Source organism: Frankia sp. AgB32, assembly GCF_023243045.1.
Taxonomy (GTDB): Bacteria; Actinomycetota; Actinomycetes; order Frankiales; family Frankiaceae; genus Frankia.
Window position 1 is genome coordinate 1 of the sequence record NZ_JALKFX010000032.1, and the last position, 16040, is coordinate 16040.

Here is a 16040-nt window from a genome sequence, read left to right on the forward strand (position 1 = left end):
GACACCCGCCGCTGGCTGCCCGGCCCGCACGACACCCACCGCGGCGCCTCCGTCGCCGGCGGTGTGGTCCCCGGCGGGGGGGGGGGGGGGGGGGGGGGGGGGGGGGGGGGGGGGGGGGGGGCCCCCCGCGCCCCCCCCCCCCCCCGACTCCCCGGACCGCAACGACCGGCAGGCCCGCGAGGCGCTGCTCGACCACCTCCCGCTCGACCCGAAGCGGGTGTTCCCGATGGGCCACCTGGCCGCGCTGCGGGCCGGCGGAGACATCGAGGACAGCGGATCGTCCGGCGGCTACGCCGACGCGGAGTCGGCCGCCGCGGAGTACGCGACGCTGCTCGCCGGTCGGGCGGCGCCGGGCGCGGCGGTCCCCGTGTTCGACGTGGTGCTGCTCGGCCTCGGCCCGGACGGTCATGTCGCGTCGCTGTTCCCCGACCTGCCGGGAGTGGTCGCGACCGAGCCGGTCATCGCCGTGCACAACAGCCCGAAGCCGCCGCCGGAGCGCATCTCGTTGACGCTGCCGACGATGCAGTCCGCCCGGGAGGTGTGGGTGATCGCCGCCGGCGAGGAGAAGGCGGGCGCGGTCGCCGCGTCCTTCTCCGGGGCCGGGCCGATCTCGGTGCCGGCGACGGGCGCGGTCGGCCGGGAGCGCACCCTCTGGCTGATCGACCGCGCCGCGGCCGGCCGTCTGCCCGGCAACACCTGACAGGCATCCGGCGGCCGACCCCGGGGTCGGTCGCCGGTGCGCCGTCCGTACGGGCCGGCGAGACACTGTTCGGCCCGTGCGCACGGCGACCAGTCAGGCGAGGATCTTCGTCTTGCCGCGCTCGAACTCGGCGTCGGAGATGACGCCGCGGTCGTGCAGGTGGGCGAGCTTGCCGAGTTCGTCGGCCCCGCTGCCCGACCCCGCGGCCTCCTGCAGGTAGGACCGCCAGGCCCGCTCATCACGTTCGGCCACCGCCTGGTTGCGATCGTGCATGCTCCCACCCCGGACGATCAGATAGGCGATCACCCCGACCCAGGGCAGGATGATGATGGCCGCGGTCCAACCCGCCTTCCCCCAGCCGGACAGGTCCTTGCTGCGGAACACGTCTGTGATCACCGCGAACAGCAACCACAGCCACAGCACAAAGGCGAAGAACCACAGCATGTAGAGAAAAACGCTCAGAAGCGGGAAGTCTGGATCCATCGCGCACCTCCAGTTCGCGCGGCCGCGCGGTTCCGTGACCACCCGTCCCGAGCCGACCGCACGGCGGCCGGCGAACGCGCCCGGTTTCCGGCACGACACGCTGACGCGCCGCTCATACCCGCCCTAGCAGCGCGGATGCTGCCAGCCCGGACCGCTCACCCGCCGCGGGTGAGCCAGCCGGAGCTCAGCCCGCGAGGCGCCGCAGGGTGCCGTGGCCGGCGGTGGACTGCGGCGACGCCGGATAGTCGAAGTCGAGGGTGCCGTCCTGGCGCAGCGCGAGGACGTCGACGCCGTTGGCGACGCAGGGCGGCGTCCCCGCGGTGAGCCGTTCCGTGAACTGCGCCGTGCCGCCCTGCGCGGAACGCAGCAGCAGATCGCTCGTGCAGCCGTCGTTCGGATTGCGCCCGCTGCCGACCGTCTCCCCCACGCGGCCGGCACGCAGCGTCAGCTCCAGGGGAAAGGACAGCGAACCCTGGGCGACGGTCCCCCACCACCGCCCGACCATGCCCGCCGGCAGGCTCGCGCCACCCGAACCCGGCACGACCCCGGCGCCGCCCGAGGAGGCGGTGGGCGCCGGCCCGGCCCGCCGCCCACCGCTCTCGCCCAGCTGACGTCCGACGACCGCGACCGCGGCGACCACGACGGCAACCACCACGACGGCAACCACCGCGCCGAGCACGGTCACGGAACGCCGCGCCGACCGATCGCCAGGCATGAACTCGGCGTCGCCGAACCCTGCGGCGTTGGCGTCCTCCGCGCGGACCTCGCCGACATCCACCGGCGGTCGGGCCGGTACGCGTGGGCGCGGAAAAGTGCCCGCGGGGGGCGGTACCTGCGGCGGCAACCGTGGGGCGGCGGAGACGCGCGGGCCGGCGGAGGCACGCGGGCGTTGCCCGGCCGGGGTGAGCGCCCAGCGCAGCAGCGCGGCCGCGCCGTCGGCGTTCAGGCGGGTCGCCGGGCTCTTCGCGAGCAGCCCGGCGATCACGGGGGCGAGCGGACCGGCCCTCGACATCGGCGGCGGCTCCTCGTGCACGACCGCGCCGATGGTCAGCGCCAGGCTGTCCCGGGTGAACGGCGAGGCGCCCTCGACCCCGAAATACAGCACGGCGCCGAGGGCGAACAGGTCCCCGGACAGCGTCGCGGCCCCGCCGAGCAACCGCTCGGGGGCCATGTAGGCGGGCGTCCCGCCCCGGCTGGCCAGCAGGTCGACCGCCGCGTGGACGAGTGGCGCCCCGCCGACACGCCGCTCGGGCAACGTCGGGTCGGACATGTGGGTCGCGATGCCGAAGTCGGTGAGCAGCACCCGGCCGTCGTGCGCCAGCAGGATGTTCGAGGGTTTCACGTCCCGGTGCAGCACACCGAGGCGCCGCCCGGCGGTCAGCGCGTCGAGGACGGCCAGACCGATCTCCCCGACCCGGGCCACGGGCAGCGGCCCTTCCCGCTCGACCGTCGCGGCCAGTGTGTCGGCGGGCACGTGGTCCATCACGATCCACGGCAGCCCGTCCTGCTCGACGGCGTCGTGCACCGTGACGACGTGCGGGTTGCCGCGCAGCCGGGCGGCGTTGCGGGCTTCCCGCATCGCCGCGTCGACCTGCCCGGCCCGCTCGTCACCGTCGAGGTCCGCCAGAAAACGGATCTCCTTGACAGCGACGTCGACCCGCAGCACCTCGTCGTACGCCCGCCAGACCGTGCCCATGCCGCCCGCGCCGAGCTGGGCGCGCAGCCGGTACCGCCCCGCGACCAGCCGGCCGGCACCGACGTCCTTCACGGTCACGGCGCACCATCCTCGGGTCGGGCCGGCCAGGCCCAGGGGCGGCCGGCCCGGCCCAGCCCAGGCTAGGAGGCGCCCCGCAGCTTCGCGAGCGCTTCGGCGAGAATCGCCTCCCCGTCCTTCTCGTTGCGCCGCTCACGTACGTACGCGAGATGCGTCTTGTACGGCTCGGTCCGCGGCGGGGCCGGGGTGTTCTCCCGGTCCTGGCCGGCGGGCAGGCCGCAGCTCGGACAGTCCCACGTGTCGGGGATCGACGCCTCGACGGCGAACGACGGTCTGGTCTCGTGCGCGTTGGCGCACCAGAAGGAGACGCGCTGCCTGGGCGCGGTCTCGCCCCGCTCCGCCTCTCCCATCGGGCCAGCCCCGACCCGGCTCCCCCGAATGGCGTTGCCACCTGCCACGGTCCGCGTGCTCCTTCGTCTCGTCCCATTGGTGTCCCCGGACACCTGCCCGGAGGTCGGGTGCCGTGGGGACCACTGCGTGGACCACCGGTCGGCTCCGCAAGCATGACCTTCCCGGCACTACCCCCCGGTTGTCCCTCCGGGTACGTCCTGGAGGGAGTGTAGGCCGCGAGGGCCCAACGTGGATGCACCGACCACCCCGACCCGGCCATGCGCAGCCGGGACGAACGGGGACAGCTCGCCGCTCACCCGGATCCCAGCGCCACGGCGGTCGGATCCGCCGTCCCGATCGAGGGGACGACGGTGAAGGTGGTGACGGCGCCGCTGTGGAACGTCGGGGTGTGGGTGACGGCCAGCGGGATGACGGCGGCGCTGCCGATGACGGTCTGTTCCACGTCGCTCCAGTCGTCGGCCGCGGTGGCGTCGCTCGCGTCCCGTAGGGCCGTGTCGAGCTGGCGCAGGGCCACCGGATCCCGGTAGCCGCCGTCGGCGGGCCGTGGACCGGTCCACTCGTCGTCCAGCAGCGGCTGGAACACCGTGCGCCCGGCGTCGCCGTACCAGGCCGGGGTGATCCACGTGAGCGCCAGGTCCCAGAACTGGCCGGCGGGGGCGACGGCCGCGGCGGCGAGGCGCTCGCCGGTGCGGATCCGGACGTCGAGGCGGATCCCGGCGCGGGCGAACGCGGTGCGCAGCGCCTCGGCGACGGCGGCGTCGGTGGCGCTGTCGGAGGCCAGCAGGGACAGCGCCGTCACGGGTCCGCCCGGGGTCTGGGCGAGCGCCTGCCGGCACCGGTCCGGGTCACCGGCCTCACCGAGGCTCGGGAACGGGTCCACCGCCCGGTAGCCGGTCATCGGCGACTGCAGCAGGCTGCCGGTCGCGGTCGCGAAGTCCGGGCCACCGAGGGCCTCGGCGAGGCTGCGGCGGTCGACGCAGTAGGGCAGCGCCTGGCGGATCGTCGACTCGCGCAGCGCGGCGGCGGAGGGCCCGTTCAGGCCGACCGTGAGCGCCAGCGTCGACCCCACCGGGTCGACGGTGAGCCGCGGGTCCTTGGCCTTCTCCAGCTCCTCCGCCCGGGTCGTGGGCAGCACGCCGTCGAGTGACATGTCCGCGTCGCCGCGTTCCAGTTCCTGCTGCATCTCCTCGGACGACAGCCCGTCCGTGATCGTGATGTGGTCCGGCAGCGCGCGGCGGATACCGTCGGACGAGGCGCTCCACGACGGGTTGCGGGCGAGGCGGAAGCCGGGCGCGTCGTCCGGCGACACGGTGAACCGGTAGGGACCCGCGGACACCAGGTTGCGCAGGTACGCGGCCGAGTCGGGCGGGTAGGCGAGCGCCTCCAGCGGCACCGGCGCGGCGGCCGGCAGCGCCAGGACGTCCACGAAGTCGTTGACCGGGGCGATCAGGTGGAACGCGACGGTGTCGTCCCCGACGATCTCGACGCCCTCGATGGTGTTGCTCTCGATGAAGGCTGCGGCGTCGGCGACCGGGGTGTCCGACAGTTCGTCACAGAACCTGCCGAAGCCGACGATCGTCGCGGCGAAGTAGCCGCGCAGCGGCGACGGGGTCGGCGGGGTGCACAGCCGCTTGATGCCGCGGGCGACGTCGTTGGCGGTGATCCGGCGTTGGTTCGGGGTGTCCCAGCGGGCCGCCGAGCGCAGCCGCACGGTGTAGACCAGCCCGTTCTCGGTGACGACCGGAGCGCCTACGGCCAGGTCCGGCCGGGGCACGGTCGAGTTCTGCGGGCTGGGGTCGGTCGGGTAGCTGTAGAGCTGCCGGGTGACGAGCCGGGCCACGGCCTGCTCACCGGGCTGGTCGGCCCAGCCCGGGTCGCCACTGGGCATCTGCCCGGTGACGATGCGCAGGGTGCCGCCGGGCTTGGCGACGGGAGCGGTGGTGGTCGCGGCGACCGGGGTGGGGCTGGCGGCGAAGGTGGCGCCGCCGGATCCGCCGCTGCAGGCCGCGGCCACGACGGCGAGGGCGGCGAACAGGGCCGCGAGTCGGAACGCAGCCCGGCCCTGGGCGAGGCACCGGCGCGCGCGCGGTCGGCTCAATTCTTCAGCAGCAGACCGAGGCCGATGATGCAGATGAACCAAATGCTGCCGACGAGGACCGTCAGGCGGTCGAGGTTCTTCTCCACCACCGAGGATCCACCGAGCGAGGAGGACACCCCTCCGCCGAACAGGGTGGACAGACCGCCGCCCTTCGCTCGGTGCAACAGCACGAGCAGAATCATCAGAACGCTCGCGATTATCAGCGCGATCGACAGACCGACCGTCATTCGGACCAGCTCCCGCTCCAGGGGAGACGGCATGCCACCGTCACCCGGTCGATCCACCTGCCAGGGCGTCCGTCCGCACCCACGCGGCGGCCACCGACACTCAGGGGATCAAGAAACCACTTCTTTCGCCATACCCCGTCATACTCGGGCACTTCTTGCCTATGACGGAGGTAGGACTCCAGGCCAGGTATCGAAAGTACCGCACCCCGGTGGGCGAACCACGGTGCCGGCCCGCCGCAACCGAAGATCCACACGGGAAGTTTTGCCCCGATGGGGTTACCGACCGGGGCCGTTGGGGGTGCCTTCGCGGAGGGGCCGGCGGCGGACATGCCGAGGGCCCGGCCGCATACTCGACCGGGCCCTGGGCCACCGCAGCTCTCCGACGACGGCCCGCCGGCCGGGGGGATCCCCGCCCGAGGTCGGGCGCCGCGCGGCTCAGGCCGCCGGGCCGCTGCGCACGATGCCGACGAACTCCTCGGCCACCAGGCTCGCTCCACCGACGAGACCACCGTCGATGTCAGGCATGGTGAACAGCTCGCCGGCATTGGCCGCCTTCACCGAACCGCCATAGAGCACCCGGATGCCGGCGGCGATCTCGGCGCCGTACAGCTCGGTGAGCTTGCCCCGCACGGCGGCGCACATGTCCTGGGCGTCCTGGGCCGACGCGGTACGGCCGGTGCCGATCGCCCACACCGGCTCGTAGGCGATGACGATCGTGGCGGCCCGCTCGGCGGTGATGCCCGCGAGCGAGCCGGCGAGCTGGCCCAGCACGTGCTCGACGTGGGTGCCCGCGACCCGGATCTCCTCGACCTCGCCGACGCACAGGATCGGCGTGAGGCCGGCGGCGTAGGCCGCCCGCGCCTTCGCGGCGACCACCGCGTCGTCCTCGTGGTGGTCGGCGCGGCGCTCCGAGTGGCCGACGACGACGTAGGTGCAGCCGAGCTTCGCGAGCATCCCGCCGCTGATGTCACCGGTGTGGGCGCCGGAGGAGTGCGGGGAGAGGTCCTGCCCGCCGTAGGCGAGGGCGAGCTTGTCGCCGTCGATGAGCGTCTGCACGCTGCGCAGGTCGGTGAACGGCGGCACGACGACGACCTCGACGGTCTCGAGCTCGGCGGGCTTGAGGTCGAAGGCGATCTTCTGCACCAGTGCGATCGCCTCGAGGTGGTTGAGGTTCATCTTCCAGTTGCCGGCGACCAGCGTGCGGCGCCCGCCCTTGCCCGCCTTGTTCGTGCCCGCTTTGTCGGTGCCCACGGTGTTGCCCTTTCGTCCGCGTCCCAGCGGTGCCATGTCGGTGCCGTCCTCAGACGTCGAGCGCCGCGAGGCCGGGTAGAGCCTTGCCCTCGAGGTACTCCAGGCTCGCCCCACCGCCGGTGGAGATGTGGCTGAAGCCGCTGTCCGGCAGGCCGAGGGTCCGCACGGCCGCGGCGGAGTCGCCGCCGCCGACGACGGAGAAGCCCTGCCCGGCGGCGATCGCCTCGGCGACCCCGCGGGTGCCGGCGGCGAACGGTGCCATCTCGAACACGCCCATCGGCCCGTTCCAGAACACCGTGGCGGCGTCGGCCAGCCGGCTCGCGAACAACGCGGTGGACTGCGGGCCGATGTCCAGGCCCAGCCAGCCCTCGTCGATGGCATCGACGGCGACGGTGGCGGTGGCGGCGTCGGCCGCGAACCGGTCGGCGACGACGACGTCGGTCGGCAGCACGATCCGGTCGCCGCCCTCGGCGAGCAGCTCCTTGCAGGTGTCGATCATCTCGGACTCGAGCAGCGACGCGCCCACCCCGTGGCCGAGCGCGGCCAGGAAGGTGAAGCACATGCCGCCGCCGACGAGCAGCGCGTCGACCTTGGGCAGCAGGGAGCGGATGACGCCGAGCTTGTCGGAGACCTTCGAGCCGCCGAGCACGACCGCGTACGGGCGCTCCGATGCCTCGCTGAGGCGGCGCAGCACCTCCAGCTCGGTGAGCACCAGCCGGCCGGCGGCGTGCGGCAGCCGCTTGGGCACGTCGACGACGCTGGCGTGCGCCCGGTGGACCGCGCCGAAGGCGTCCCCTACGTAGAACTCGGCGAGCGCGGCCAGCGCGTCGGCGAACGCCGCCCGCTCGACGGCGTCCTTGCTGGTCTCCCCCGGCGAGAAACGCAGGTTCTCCAGCAGCGCCACCTCGCCGTCGGCGAGGCCGCCGACGATCTCGCGGGCGCGCTCCCCGGCGATGTCCCCGCCCCCGTCACCGGCGAAGACGACCGGGCGGCCCAGCAGCTCCCCGAGCCGCGCCGCGACCGGGCCCAGCGAGTACTTCGGGTCGGGCTCGCCCTTGGGACGGCCCAGGTGGGAGGTCACGATCACCCGGGCGCCGCGGTCGAGCAGCGCGGCGATCGTCGGGACGCTGGCGCGGACCCGGCCGTCGTCGGTGATGCGCGGGGTGTCGCCCGACCGGTCCAGCGGCACGTTGAGGTCACTGCGGACCAGGACACGGTGCCCGGCGACCTGCAGGTCGTCGATCGTCCTCACTCTTCGTAACTCCAGGGTTCGGGGCCGGCATGGGGAGGAGGGGCGCGGTGGGGACCCACGGCGGGGCGGGCCCCCCGCGGCCGCCCCCCGCGGGGCCCCCCCGCCGGGGGGGGGGGGGGGCGGGGGGGGCCCCCCCGGCGGGCCGGCCCCGGGTCCGCCGCGCGTGGCGGCACCCGGGGCCGGGGGATGGCCGCTAGAGGCGGGCGCCGACCAGCGCGGTCAGGTCGACCAGCCGGTTGGAGTAGCCCCACTCGTTGTCGTACCAGCCGATGATCTTGACCTGGCTGCCGGCGGACATCGTGAGCAGCGAGTCGAAGGTGCACGACGCCGGGGTGTTGACGATGTCGGAGGAGACGATCGGGTCCTCGGTGTAGACCAGGTAGCCCTTGAGCGCGCCCTCGGCCGCCGCCTTGAACGCCGCGTTGACCTCGTCCTTGGTGGCGGGCTTCGCCAGCGTGGCGACGAGGTCGGTGACGGAGCCGTCGAGCACCGGCACGCGCATGGCCAGGCCGTCGAGCTTGCCCTTGAGCTGCGGCAGGACCAGCGAGGTGGCCTTCGCGGCACCGGTCGTGGTCGGGATGATGTTCTGCGCCGCAGCCCGGGCCCGGCGCAGGTCCGAGTGCGGGAAGTCCAGGATGACCTGGTCGTTGGTGTAGGCGTGGACGGTGGTCATCAGGCCCTGGACGATGCCGAACGCCTCGTCGAGGACCTTCGCCATCGGCGCCACGCAGTTCGTGGTGCAGGAGGCGTTCGAGAGGATGTTGTGCTTGGCCGGGTCGTAGGCGTCGTCGTTCACGCCCATGACGACGGTGATGTCCTCGTCCTTGGCCGGCGCCGAGATGATGACCTTCTTCGCGCCCGCCGCCAGGTGCTTGCCGGCGTCGGCGGCCTTGGTGAACCGACCGGTGGACTCGATGACGATGTCCACGCCCAGCTCGCCCCAGGGCAGCGCGGCCGGGTCGCGCTCGGCGAGAACCTTGATCAGCTTGTCGCCGACCCGGATGCCCTCGTCCGAGAGGCTCACCGGCGCGGCGAGCGTACCCAGCGTGGTGTCGTACTTCAGCAGATGCGCGAGGGTCTTGTTGTCGGTCAGGTCGTTCACGGCGACGATCTCGAGGTCATCCCGCTTGGTCGCCGCGAGCGCCCGCCAGAAGTTACGGCCAATCCGCCCGAAGCCGTTGACACCCACCCGCGTAGCCACGTCCTGGACTCCCTACCGTCGTGTGTGACGTCGAATCGTTGGGTCATGACGCCGATCGGGTCATGACGCCGTCCGGGTGGTGGCCCGAACGCTATGACGTTGTCGAGGGAGGAGCCTAACGAGTTCGCACTTCATCGGCGGTAATCCGAAGCGTGCGGTGTTGGTCTCCTCACAACATGCCACCCGCCTGCCGGGCGGACTGCCTCATTCCGACCACGACGACCCGCCGCGGCCGGAGGTTCCCCCACTGCGCCCGCCCGTGCTCCGGGCCAGGTACGACCCGGTCAGGACGGGGGCACCGTCCGGCGGAACGCCCATGCGGGCGACCGCACGGCCTTGTCCGAACATCGCCCGCACGGGCGATCCCGATGGTGCCACCGGTGATTATTCCATGCGGCCAGGAACCGTTGATCAGGCCCCGGCCGGCCACGGCGCGCTCGGTCGCCCGCCATCACCCACCGGCGCCGGATCGGCAATTCCGGCCATGTAGGTAGTGAAATGCCCAAAATTGTCCAAGCGACCTATTATCCGGGTTCAGGCGTTCTCCAGGAGGTCCGGTGAGACGCTTGCCTCGGTGTTGGGGATGCCAAGGGCATTGGCGCGCTTGTCGGCCAGCGCGAGCAGCCGGCGGATACGCCCGGCGACCGCGTCCTTGGTCAGCGGCGGGTCCGCCAGCGCGCCGAGTTCCTCCAGCGACGCCTGGGCGTGCTCGAGGCGCAGCCGACCCGCGGCCAGCAGGTGCTCGGGCGCGTCATCGCCGAGGATGCGCATCGCCGCCTGCACCCGGGCACCGGCCGCGACCGCCGCTCGGGCCGAGCGGCGAAGGTTGGCGTCGTCGAAGTTCGCCAGCCGGTTCGCCGTCGCCCGGACCTCCCGGCGCATCCGCCGTTCCTCCCAGGCCAGCAGGCTCTCGTGGGCGCCGATGCGGGTCAGCAGCGCGCCGATCGCGTCGCCGTCGCGGATCACCACCCGGTCCACACCGCGCACGTCCCGGCTCTTGGCCTGCACACCGAGCCGACGCGCCGCACCGACCAGGGCGAGCGCCGCCTCCGGCCCCGGCGAGGTGACCTCCAACGAGCAGGAGCGCCCGGGCTCGGTCAGCGACCCGTGCGCGAGGAACGCCCCCCGCCACGCCGCCGCCGCGTCGCACGCCGAGCCGGTCACGACCTGCGGCGGCAGCCCGCGCACCGGGCGGCCCCGCTGGTCGAGCAGGCCGGTCGAGCGGGCGAGCTGCTCGCCGTCGCGCTCCACCCGGACGATGTAGCGCACCGACCGACGCAGTCCACCGGCGGCGAGCACCGCGACCGTGGACGGGAAGCCGAACACCTCGGCGACCTCGCGGCGCAGCCGGCGCGCGGTCGCACCCGTGTCCAGCTCGGCCTCGACGACGATTCGACCCCCGACGATGTGAAGTCCCCCGCCGAACCGCAGCAGGGCGGCCATCTCGGCCCGCCGGCAGCAGGGCTTCGCAACCCGTAGCCGGCTCAGTTCGTCCTTGACGGTGGCCGTCATCGCCGCCACACCGATCACTCCTTGGCTTCACCGGATGAGGTCCGGCGGTCAGCACCGCCGGACGATGGGTACGTGGTGACCGGCCGCCTGGCACCGTCCACGGACGGCCGCCGTGACGTCGCCGCGCCGGCCGGGGTGGTCCCGGCAGTCCTCGCGGCGGGTGGCACGGGCGCGGCCGTGCCGGTCGAGGCCGCGGCCTGCGCCGGTGGCGGCAGGCCGGTCGCGGCCGTCCTGGACGCCGCGTCCAACGGCGCCGGCTCCAACGGCGCCGCCGCGGGCTGCGACGCGCCGAGCGACGCGGCACCCGACGGCGCCGGGGGACGGTCGGCCCGCCCCGCGAACACCGCCTGGAAGGCCGCCGCGAGCCGAACCGGGTCGTGCACGGGCACGCCGGGCACCCGCACCGGCGCCAGGTGCAGGCGGGCCCCGAGTTCCGCCGCCGCCCGGGCCAGTGGCTCGGGCTCGGGCACGGCCGTGGGATCGGCGAGCACGACGTCCACGCGCAGGCCGGGAACGTGCCGGCGCAGCGCGTCCAGGTGCGCCTGCGGGGTGTAACCCGCGGTCTCGCCGGGCTGGGCGGCCAGGTTGAGGACCATGAGCACCCGCGCCCGGGAACTCGTGATCGCCTGACGCATTCCCGGTACCAGCAGGTGCGGCAGCATGCTCGTGTAGAGCGAGCCGGGACCGAGGACGAGCCAGTCGGCGACGCACGCCGCCGCGACCGCCTCCGCGCAGGCCACCGGCTCCGCGGGCGACAGCCGGACGCCGAGGACCCGCCCGGCGGTGGTCGCCACCGCCGCCTGCCCGCGCACCTCGCTCGTCGCGTCCGGATCCTCCGGGTCCAGTCCGGCGACGTCCGCGACGATGTCGATGCCCTCCGTGGCCAACGGCAGCACCCGACCCCGCACCCCGAGCAGGCCGGCCGCCAGGTCCAGCGCGGCCACCGGCGAGGAGGTGCGCTCGGCGAGACCCGTCAGGACCAGGTTCCCCACCGCGTGCCCGGCGAGCGGGCCCGGGCCACCGAAGCGGTGCTGGAACAGCTCCGCCCAGGCCGCCGGGTCACCGTCCGGCCCGGCCAGCGCGGCCAGCGCCATCCGCAGGTCGCCCATGGGCAGCGCGCCGAGTTCGGCCCGCAGCCGACCCGACGAACCACCATCGTCACCGACTGTCACCACGGCGGTGAGCGCCGGGGTGAGCCGACGCAGCGCGGAAAGGGACGCCGCGAGTCCGTGGCCGCCGCCGAACGCGACGACGGCCGGCGCGACCCGGGGCGGATCCACCGGGCCCACGGCCGCCGCGGGTGCGCCGGCGGCGCTGGGCCGGCGGGGATCGGTTGGCCCCACGCTCACTCCCGTCCCAGGTCGCGGTGGACGACCCGGACCCCGACGCCGTCGGCGGCGAGGCGCGAACCGATCTGCTCGGCCATCGCGACGCTGCGGTGCTTGCCGCCGGTGCACCCGACGGCCAGGGTCAGGTACCGCTTGCCCTCCCGCGCGTAGCCCTCCCCCACCAGCCGCAGCAGCGCCGCGTACTGGTCGAGGAACGCCACCGCGCCGGGCTGGGCGAGGACGTAGTCGCGCACCTGCGGATCCCGGCCGGTGTACGGGCGCAGCTCCTCCACCCAGTGCGGGTTGGGCAGGAACCGGCAGTCGGCGACGAGGTCGGCGTCCAGCGGCAGCCCGTACTTGTAGCCGAACGAGACGATGGTGGCGTTGAGCCGCCGGGCGTCCGGCTGCCCGAACGCCGCATCGATCTTGGCCCGCAGCTCGTGCACGTTCAGGTCCGTCGTGTCGAGCACCAGGTCCGCCTCGCCGCGCAGCTCGGCGAGCAGCGCCCGTTCCCGGCCGATGCCGTCGACGACCCGCCCGTCGCCCTGCAGCGGGTGCGGCCGGCGGACGTGGTCGAACCGGCGGATCAGTGCGTCGTCGCTGGCCTCCAGGAACAGCATCCGCGGGTGCATGCCGCGCGCGTCGAGGGCGGCGACCGCGGCCCGCAGGTCCGAGAAGAACGCCCGGCCGCGGACGTCGACGACGACCGCGATCCGGCTGACGGCGCCGCCGGAGCGATGGCCGAGCTCGGCCATCGTGGACAGCAGCGCGGGCGGCAGGTTGTCGACGACGAACCAGCCGAGGTCCTCCAGGCATTTCGCCGCCGTGCTGCGCCCGGCGCCGGACAGGCCGGTGATGATGGCGAGGTCCAGGGTGGGAGTGGTCATGGTGTCCGTCCCGCGTCGACGTGGTCGGGACCACCGGCCGCGTCGCCGGCGGTGCCGCCGCCGTGGTCACCCGGCGGCGCGTCGTCGAGGATCTCACCGGTGGCCGCGTTGACGGCGGGCGCGGGTGCGTCGGCGCCGCCCGGCGCGGAGCGGGCGAGCGCCGCGACGACCGCCTGCGCGGTCCGCGGACCGATGCCGGGCACCCCGGCGATCTCCTCGGCGCTCGCCGCGCGCACCTTCGCCACCGAGCCGAACGTCTTCAGCAGCGCCTTGCGCCGGGTCTCGCCGAGCCCCGGCACCTCGTCGAGCGCGGAGGCCACCATCGCGGCGGAGCGCTTCTGCCGGTGATAGGCGATCGCGAAGCGGTGTGCCTCGTCCCGCACCCGCTGCAGCATGTACAGCGCCTCGGAGGTGCGCGGCAGGATCACCGGCTCGGCGTCGCCCGGCAGCCAGACCTCCTCCAGGCGCTTCGCCAACCCGCACAGCGCCACCCCGCCCGGGCCGGCGTCGATCCCGAGCTCGTCGAGGGCGCGGGCGGCGGCGGCGACCTGCGGCGGCCCGCCGTCGACGACCACGAGGTTCGGCGGATAGGCGAACCGGCGGGGCCGGCCCGTCTCCGGGTCGATCGGCTGCCCGCGCCCGGCCTCGTCCGGGTCCGTCGCGGTCGCGCTGCCGGTCGCGGGCGCCGTTGCGTCGTCGTCGCCGGCCGCGTCGGTGATGTCGCCGAGTTCGCCGGTGCGGACCCGCTCGGCAAGGTAGCGGGAGAACCGCCGGTGGATCGTCTCGTACATGCTCGCGACGTCGTCCTGGGCGGCGCCGCGGATGGAGAACCGGCGGTACTCGGACTTGCGGGCCAGCCCGTCCTCGAAGACGACCATGCTCGCGACGACGTTGGCGCCCTGGATGTTCGACACGTCGTAGCACTCGATGCGCAACGGCGCGTCCGGCAGTTCGAGGGCCTCCTGCAGCTCGGCCAGCGCGCGGCTGCGCGCCGTCAGGTCGCTGGCCCGCTTCGTCCGGTGCAGCGCCAGCGTCTGGCGGGCGTTGCGCTCGACGGTGTCGAGCAGCGTGCGTTTGTCTCCCCGGCGGGGCACCCGCAGTTCCACCCGGCCGCCGCGGATCTCCCCGAGCAGCTCGGCCACGGCGTCGGCGTCCGGCGGCAGGACGGGCAGCAGGATCTCCCGCGGCAGGCCGGTGCCGGCGAGATCCGCCGCCGCGACTCCGGGTGGGCGCGGCGCGTCGCCGCGCACCCGCCGGCCGGCCGCCGTGGAGCCGTCGCCGGCCTCGCCGGTGCTGTCGGTGCCGCCCGCCGTGACGGCGGAGAGGCCGGTGGTCGGCGCGGTTCCGTCGAGATACTCCTGGGTGAGGAACTGTTCGACGAGGTCGGCGGTGGTGACCTCGTCGAGCCGGTCGACGACCCAGCCGCGCTGGCCGCGCACCCGGCCACCCCGGACGTAGAAGATCGACACGGCGGCTTCCAGCTCGTCCTCGACGAGGGCGACCACGTCCGCGTCGGTGCCGTCGGGCAGCACGACGGCCTGCTTCTCGATGGCCCGGCGCAGGGCGCTGGCGTCGTCACGCAGGCGGGCGGCCCGCTCGTACTCCTGCGCCTCGGCGGCCTGGCGCATGTCCTGCTCCAGCCGGCGCAGGTAGCGACCGGTCTGGCCGGACATGAAGTCGCAGAAGTCCTCGACGATCTCGCGGTGGGCGGCGGCGTCGACGCGGCCGACGCACGGCGCCGAGCAGCGGTCGATGTAACCCAGCAGGCAGGGCCGGCCGACCTGGCCGGCCCGCTTGAAGACCCCCGCCGAGCAGGTTCGCGCCGGGAAGACGCGCAGCAGCAGGTCCAGGGTCTCCCGGATGGCCCAGGCATGGGCGTACGGCCCGAAGTACCGCACGCCCTTTCGCTTCGGTCCCCGCATGACCTGCAGGCGCGGGAACTCCTCGTGGAGGGTCACCGCGAGACTCGGGTAGCTCTTGTCGTCGCGATACCGGACGTTGAACCGCGGGTCGAAGTCCTTGATCCAGGTGTATTCGAGCTGGAGGGCCTCGACCTCGGTGGAGACGACGGTCCAGTCCACGACGCTCGCGCTGCGCACCATGTGCTGGGTGCGGGGGTGGAGGGTGTACGGATCGGCGAAGTAGTTGGCGAGCCGGGCCCGCAGGTTCTTGGCCTTGCCGACGTAGAGCACACGGCCGTGCTCGTCGCGGAATCGATAGACGCCGGGGGTCTCGGGAATCGAGCCCGGAGCGGGCCGGTAGGACGCCGGATCAGCCATGGACCGAGCCTACGGCGACCATCATCCCGGCCGAGCTGCACCTGCACGTAACCATTTCATCACGCATAGCGTGCGGGCTCTACGGCGGGGCCCCCGTACCGTTGTCGCGGGATGACAGACGGCGCTCACCCGGAGAACGTAAGGTGACCATATACACACTTTCCGCTGCCAGCGGTGACCCCGCTGGCGCCGGGGGCGAGGGGCTGCGACCCTCGACACATCGGGCAAGCGAACCGAGGGAGCCAGCTCGTGCTTGGAAAGGACGTGACGGCGGAGTTCGTCGTCGACGACGGCGCAGGCCGTGGACGGGTCACGGTGCTCCAGCTCTGCTGGCGCGCCTGCGACCCGCTGGCCGTGTCGATGTCGCTGGTGTCCAGGCCGGAGCACCCCGCGCTGCCCCAGGGCAGCTGGGTGGCGCCCCGCGATGCGCTGCGTACCGGCCTGGAGCAGGCCGTCGGTGATGGAGACGTGCGGATCGGGCCGGACCAGGGCCACCGCGGCGTCCGGCTGGACCTTGTCGACGGCGACCGCCGCTCGGTGGTCGTCGTCTCGACCACGTCGCTGCGGCAGTTCCTGGACCGCACCGAACGCCTCGTGCCCACCGGCCAGGAGCACACCGAACAGGAACTGGACTCGGTCCTGGCCACCCTGCTGGAGACCTGACCGGCCCCAGCGCTCGGACCGGCCGCGGAGCCGC

14 protein-coding genes are annotated in these 16040 nt (G+C 74.0%); 2 read left to right on the top strand and 12 right to left on the bottom strand.

Annotated features, from left to right (window positions below; all coding sequences use genetic code 11):
• Nucleotides 1-700, top strand: a 700-nt coding sequence (pgl, locus tag MXD60_RS12295; protein WP_248819167.1) for a 6-phosphogluconolactonase, incomplete at its 5' end; no start/stop codon positions are given.
• Between the two features lie 93 nt (nt 701-793).
• Here pgl and MXD60_RS12300 read toward each other — a convergent pair.
• The 12 genes from MXD60_RS12300 to uvrC form a co-directional block, all read right to left on the bottom strand.
• Nucleotides 794-1183, bottom strand: a complete 390-nt coding sequence (locus MXD60_RS12300) for an SHOCT domain-containing protein (protein WP_248819168.1) — start codon at nt 1181-1183, stop codon at nt 794-796.
• 184 nt (nt 1184-1367) lie between these two features.
• Nucleotides 1368-2957, bottom strand: coding sequence for a serine/threonine-protein kinase (locus MXD60_RS12305; protein WP_248819169.1), 1590 nt, complete (start codon nt 2955-2957; stop codon nt 1368-1370).
• Nucleotides 2958-3019: 62 nt separating this feature from the next.
• Nucleotides 3020-3355 carry an RNA polymerase-binding protein RbpA gene (locus tag MXD60_RS12310; protein ID WP_248819170.1) on the bottom strand — a complete coding sequence of 112 codons (336 nt, stop codon included), beginning with the start codon at nt 3353-3355 and terminating at the stop codon, nt 3020-3022.
• Between the two features lie 245 nt (nt 3356-3600).
• Nucleotides 3601-5406 carry an ABC transporter substrate-binding protein gene (locus tag MXD60_RS12315; RefSeq protein ID WP_248819171.1) on the bottom strand — a complete coding sequence of 602 codons (1806 nt, stop codon included), beginning with the start codon at nt 5404-5406 and terminating at the stop codon, nt 3601-3603.
• Nucleotides 5403-5633: a preprotein translocase subunit SecG gene (secG, locus tag MXD60_RS12320; RefSeq protein ID WP_248819172.1), complete on the bottom strand. Its 231-nt coding sequence runs from the start codon at nt 5631-5633 to the stop codon at nt 5403-5405. Before secG ends, MXD60_RS12315 begins: the two co-directional genes overlap by 4 nt.
• A gap of 435 nt (nt 5634-6068) precedes the next feature.
• Nucleotides 6069-6920: a triose-phosphate isomerase gene (gene tpiA, locus MXD60_RS12325; RefSeq protein WP_248819173.1), complete on the bottom strand. Its 852-nt coding sequence runs from the start codon at nt 6918-6920 to the stop codon at nt 6069-6071.
• 13 nt (nt 6921-6933) lie between these two features.
• Entirely contained in the window at nt 6934-8136 is a 1203-nt protein-coding gene (locus MXD60_RS12330) for a phosphoglycerate kinase (protein WP_248819174.1), read from the bottom strand.
• A gap of 193 nt (nt 8137-8329) precedes the next feature.
• Nucleotides 8330-9337 carry a type I glyceraldehyde-3-phosphate dehydrogenase gene (gap, locus tag MXD60_RS12335; protein ID WP_248819175.1) on the bottom strand — a complete coding sequence of 336 codons (1008 nt, stop codon included), beginning with the start codon at nt 9335-9337 and terminating at the stop codon, nt 8330-8332.
• 534 nt (nt 9338-9871) lie between these two features.
• Nucleotides 9872-10849, bottom strand: coding sequence for a DNA-binding protein WhiA (gene whiA / locus MXD60_RS12340; RefSeq protein WP_248819208.1), 978 nt, complete (start codon nt 10847-10849; stop codon nt 9872-9874).
• A gap of 14 nt (nt 10850-10863) precedes the next feature.
• On the bottom strand, nt 10864-12129 hold the full coding sequence (locus MXD60_RS12345) for a uridine diphosphate-N-acetylglucosamine-binding protein YvcK (protein WP_308222455.1): 1266 nt from the start codon (nt 12127-12129) through the stop codon (nt 10864-10866).
• 65 nt (nt 12130-12194) lie between these two features.
• A complete protein-coding gene (gene rapZ, locus MXD60_RS12350) occupies nt 12195-13064 on the bottom strand; it encodes an RNase adapter RapZ (protein WP_248819176.1) in 870 nt (289 codons plus the stop codon).
• Nucleotides 13061-15343, bottom strand: coding sequence for an excinuclease ABC subunit UvrC (uvrC, locus tag MXD60_RS12355; protein WP_248819177.1), 2283 nt, complete (start codon nt 15341-15343; stop codon nt 13061-13063). Before uvrC ends, rapZ begins: the two co-directional genes overlap by 4 nt.
• 249 nt (nt 15344-15592) lie before the next feature.
• On the opposite strand from uvrC, the gene MXD60_RS12360 reads away from it, so the two are divergent.
• Nucleotides 15593-16006: an SsgA family sporulation/cell division regulator gene (locus MXD60_RS12360; protein WP_248819178.1), complete on the top strand. Its 414-nt coding sequence runs from the start codon at nt 15593-15595 to the stop codon at nt 16004-16006.
• The last annotated feature ends 34 nt before the right edge of the window (nt 16007-16040 follow it).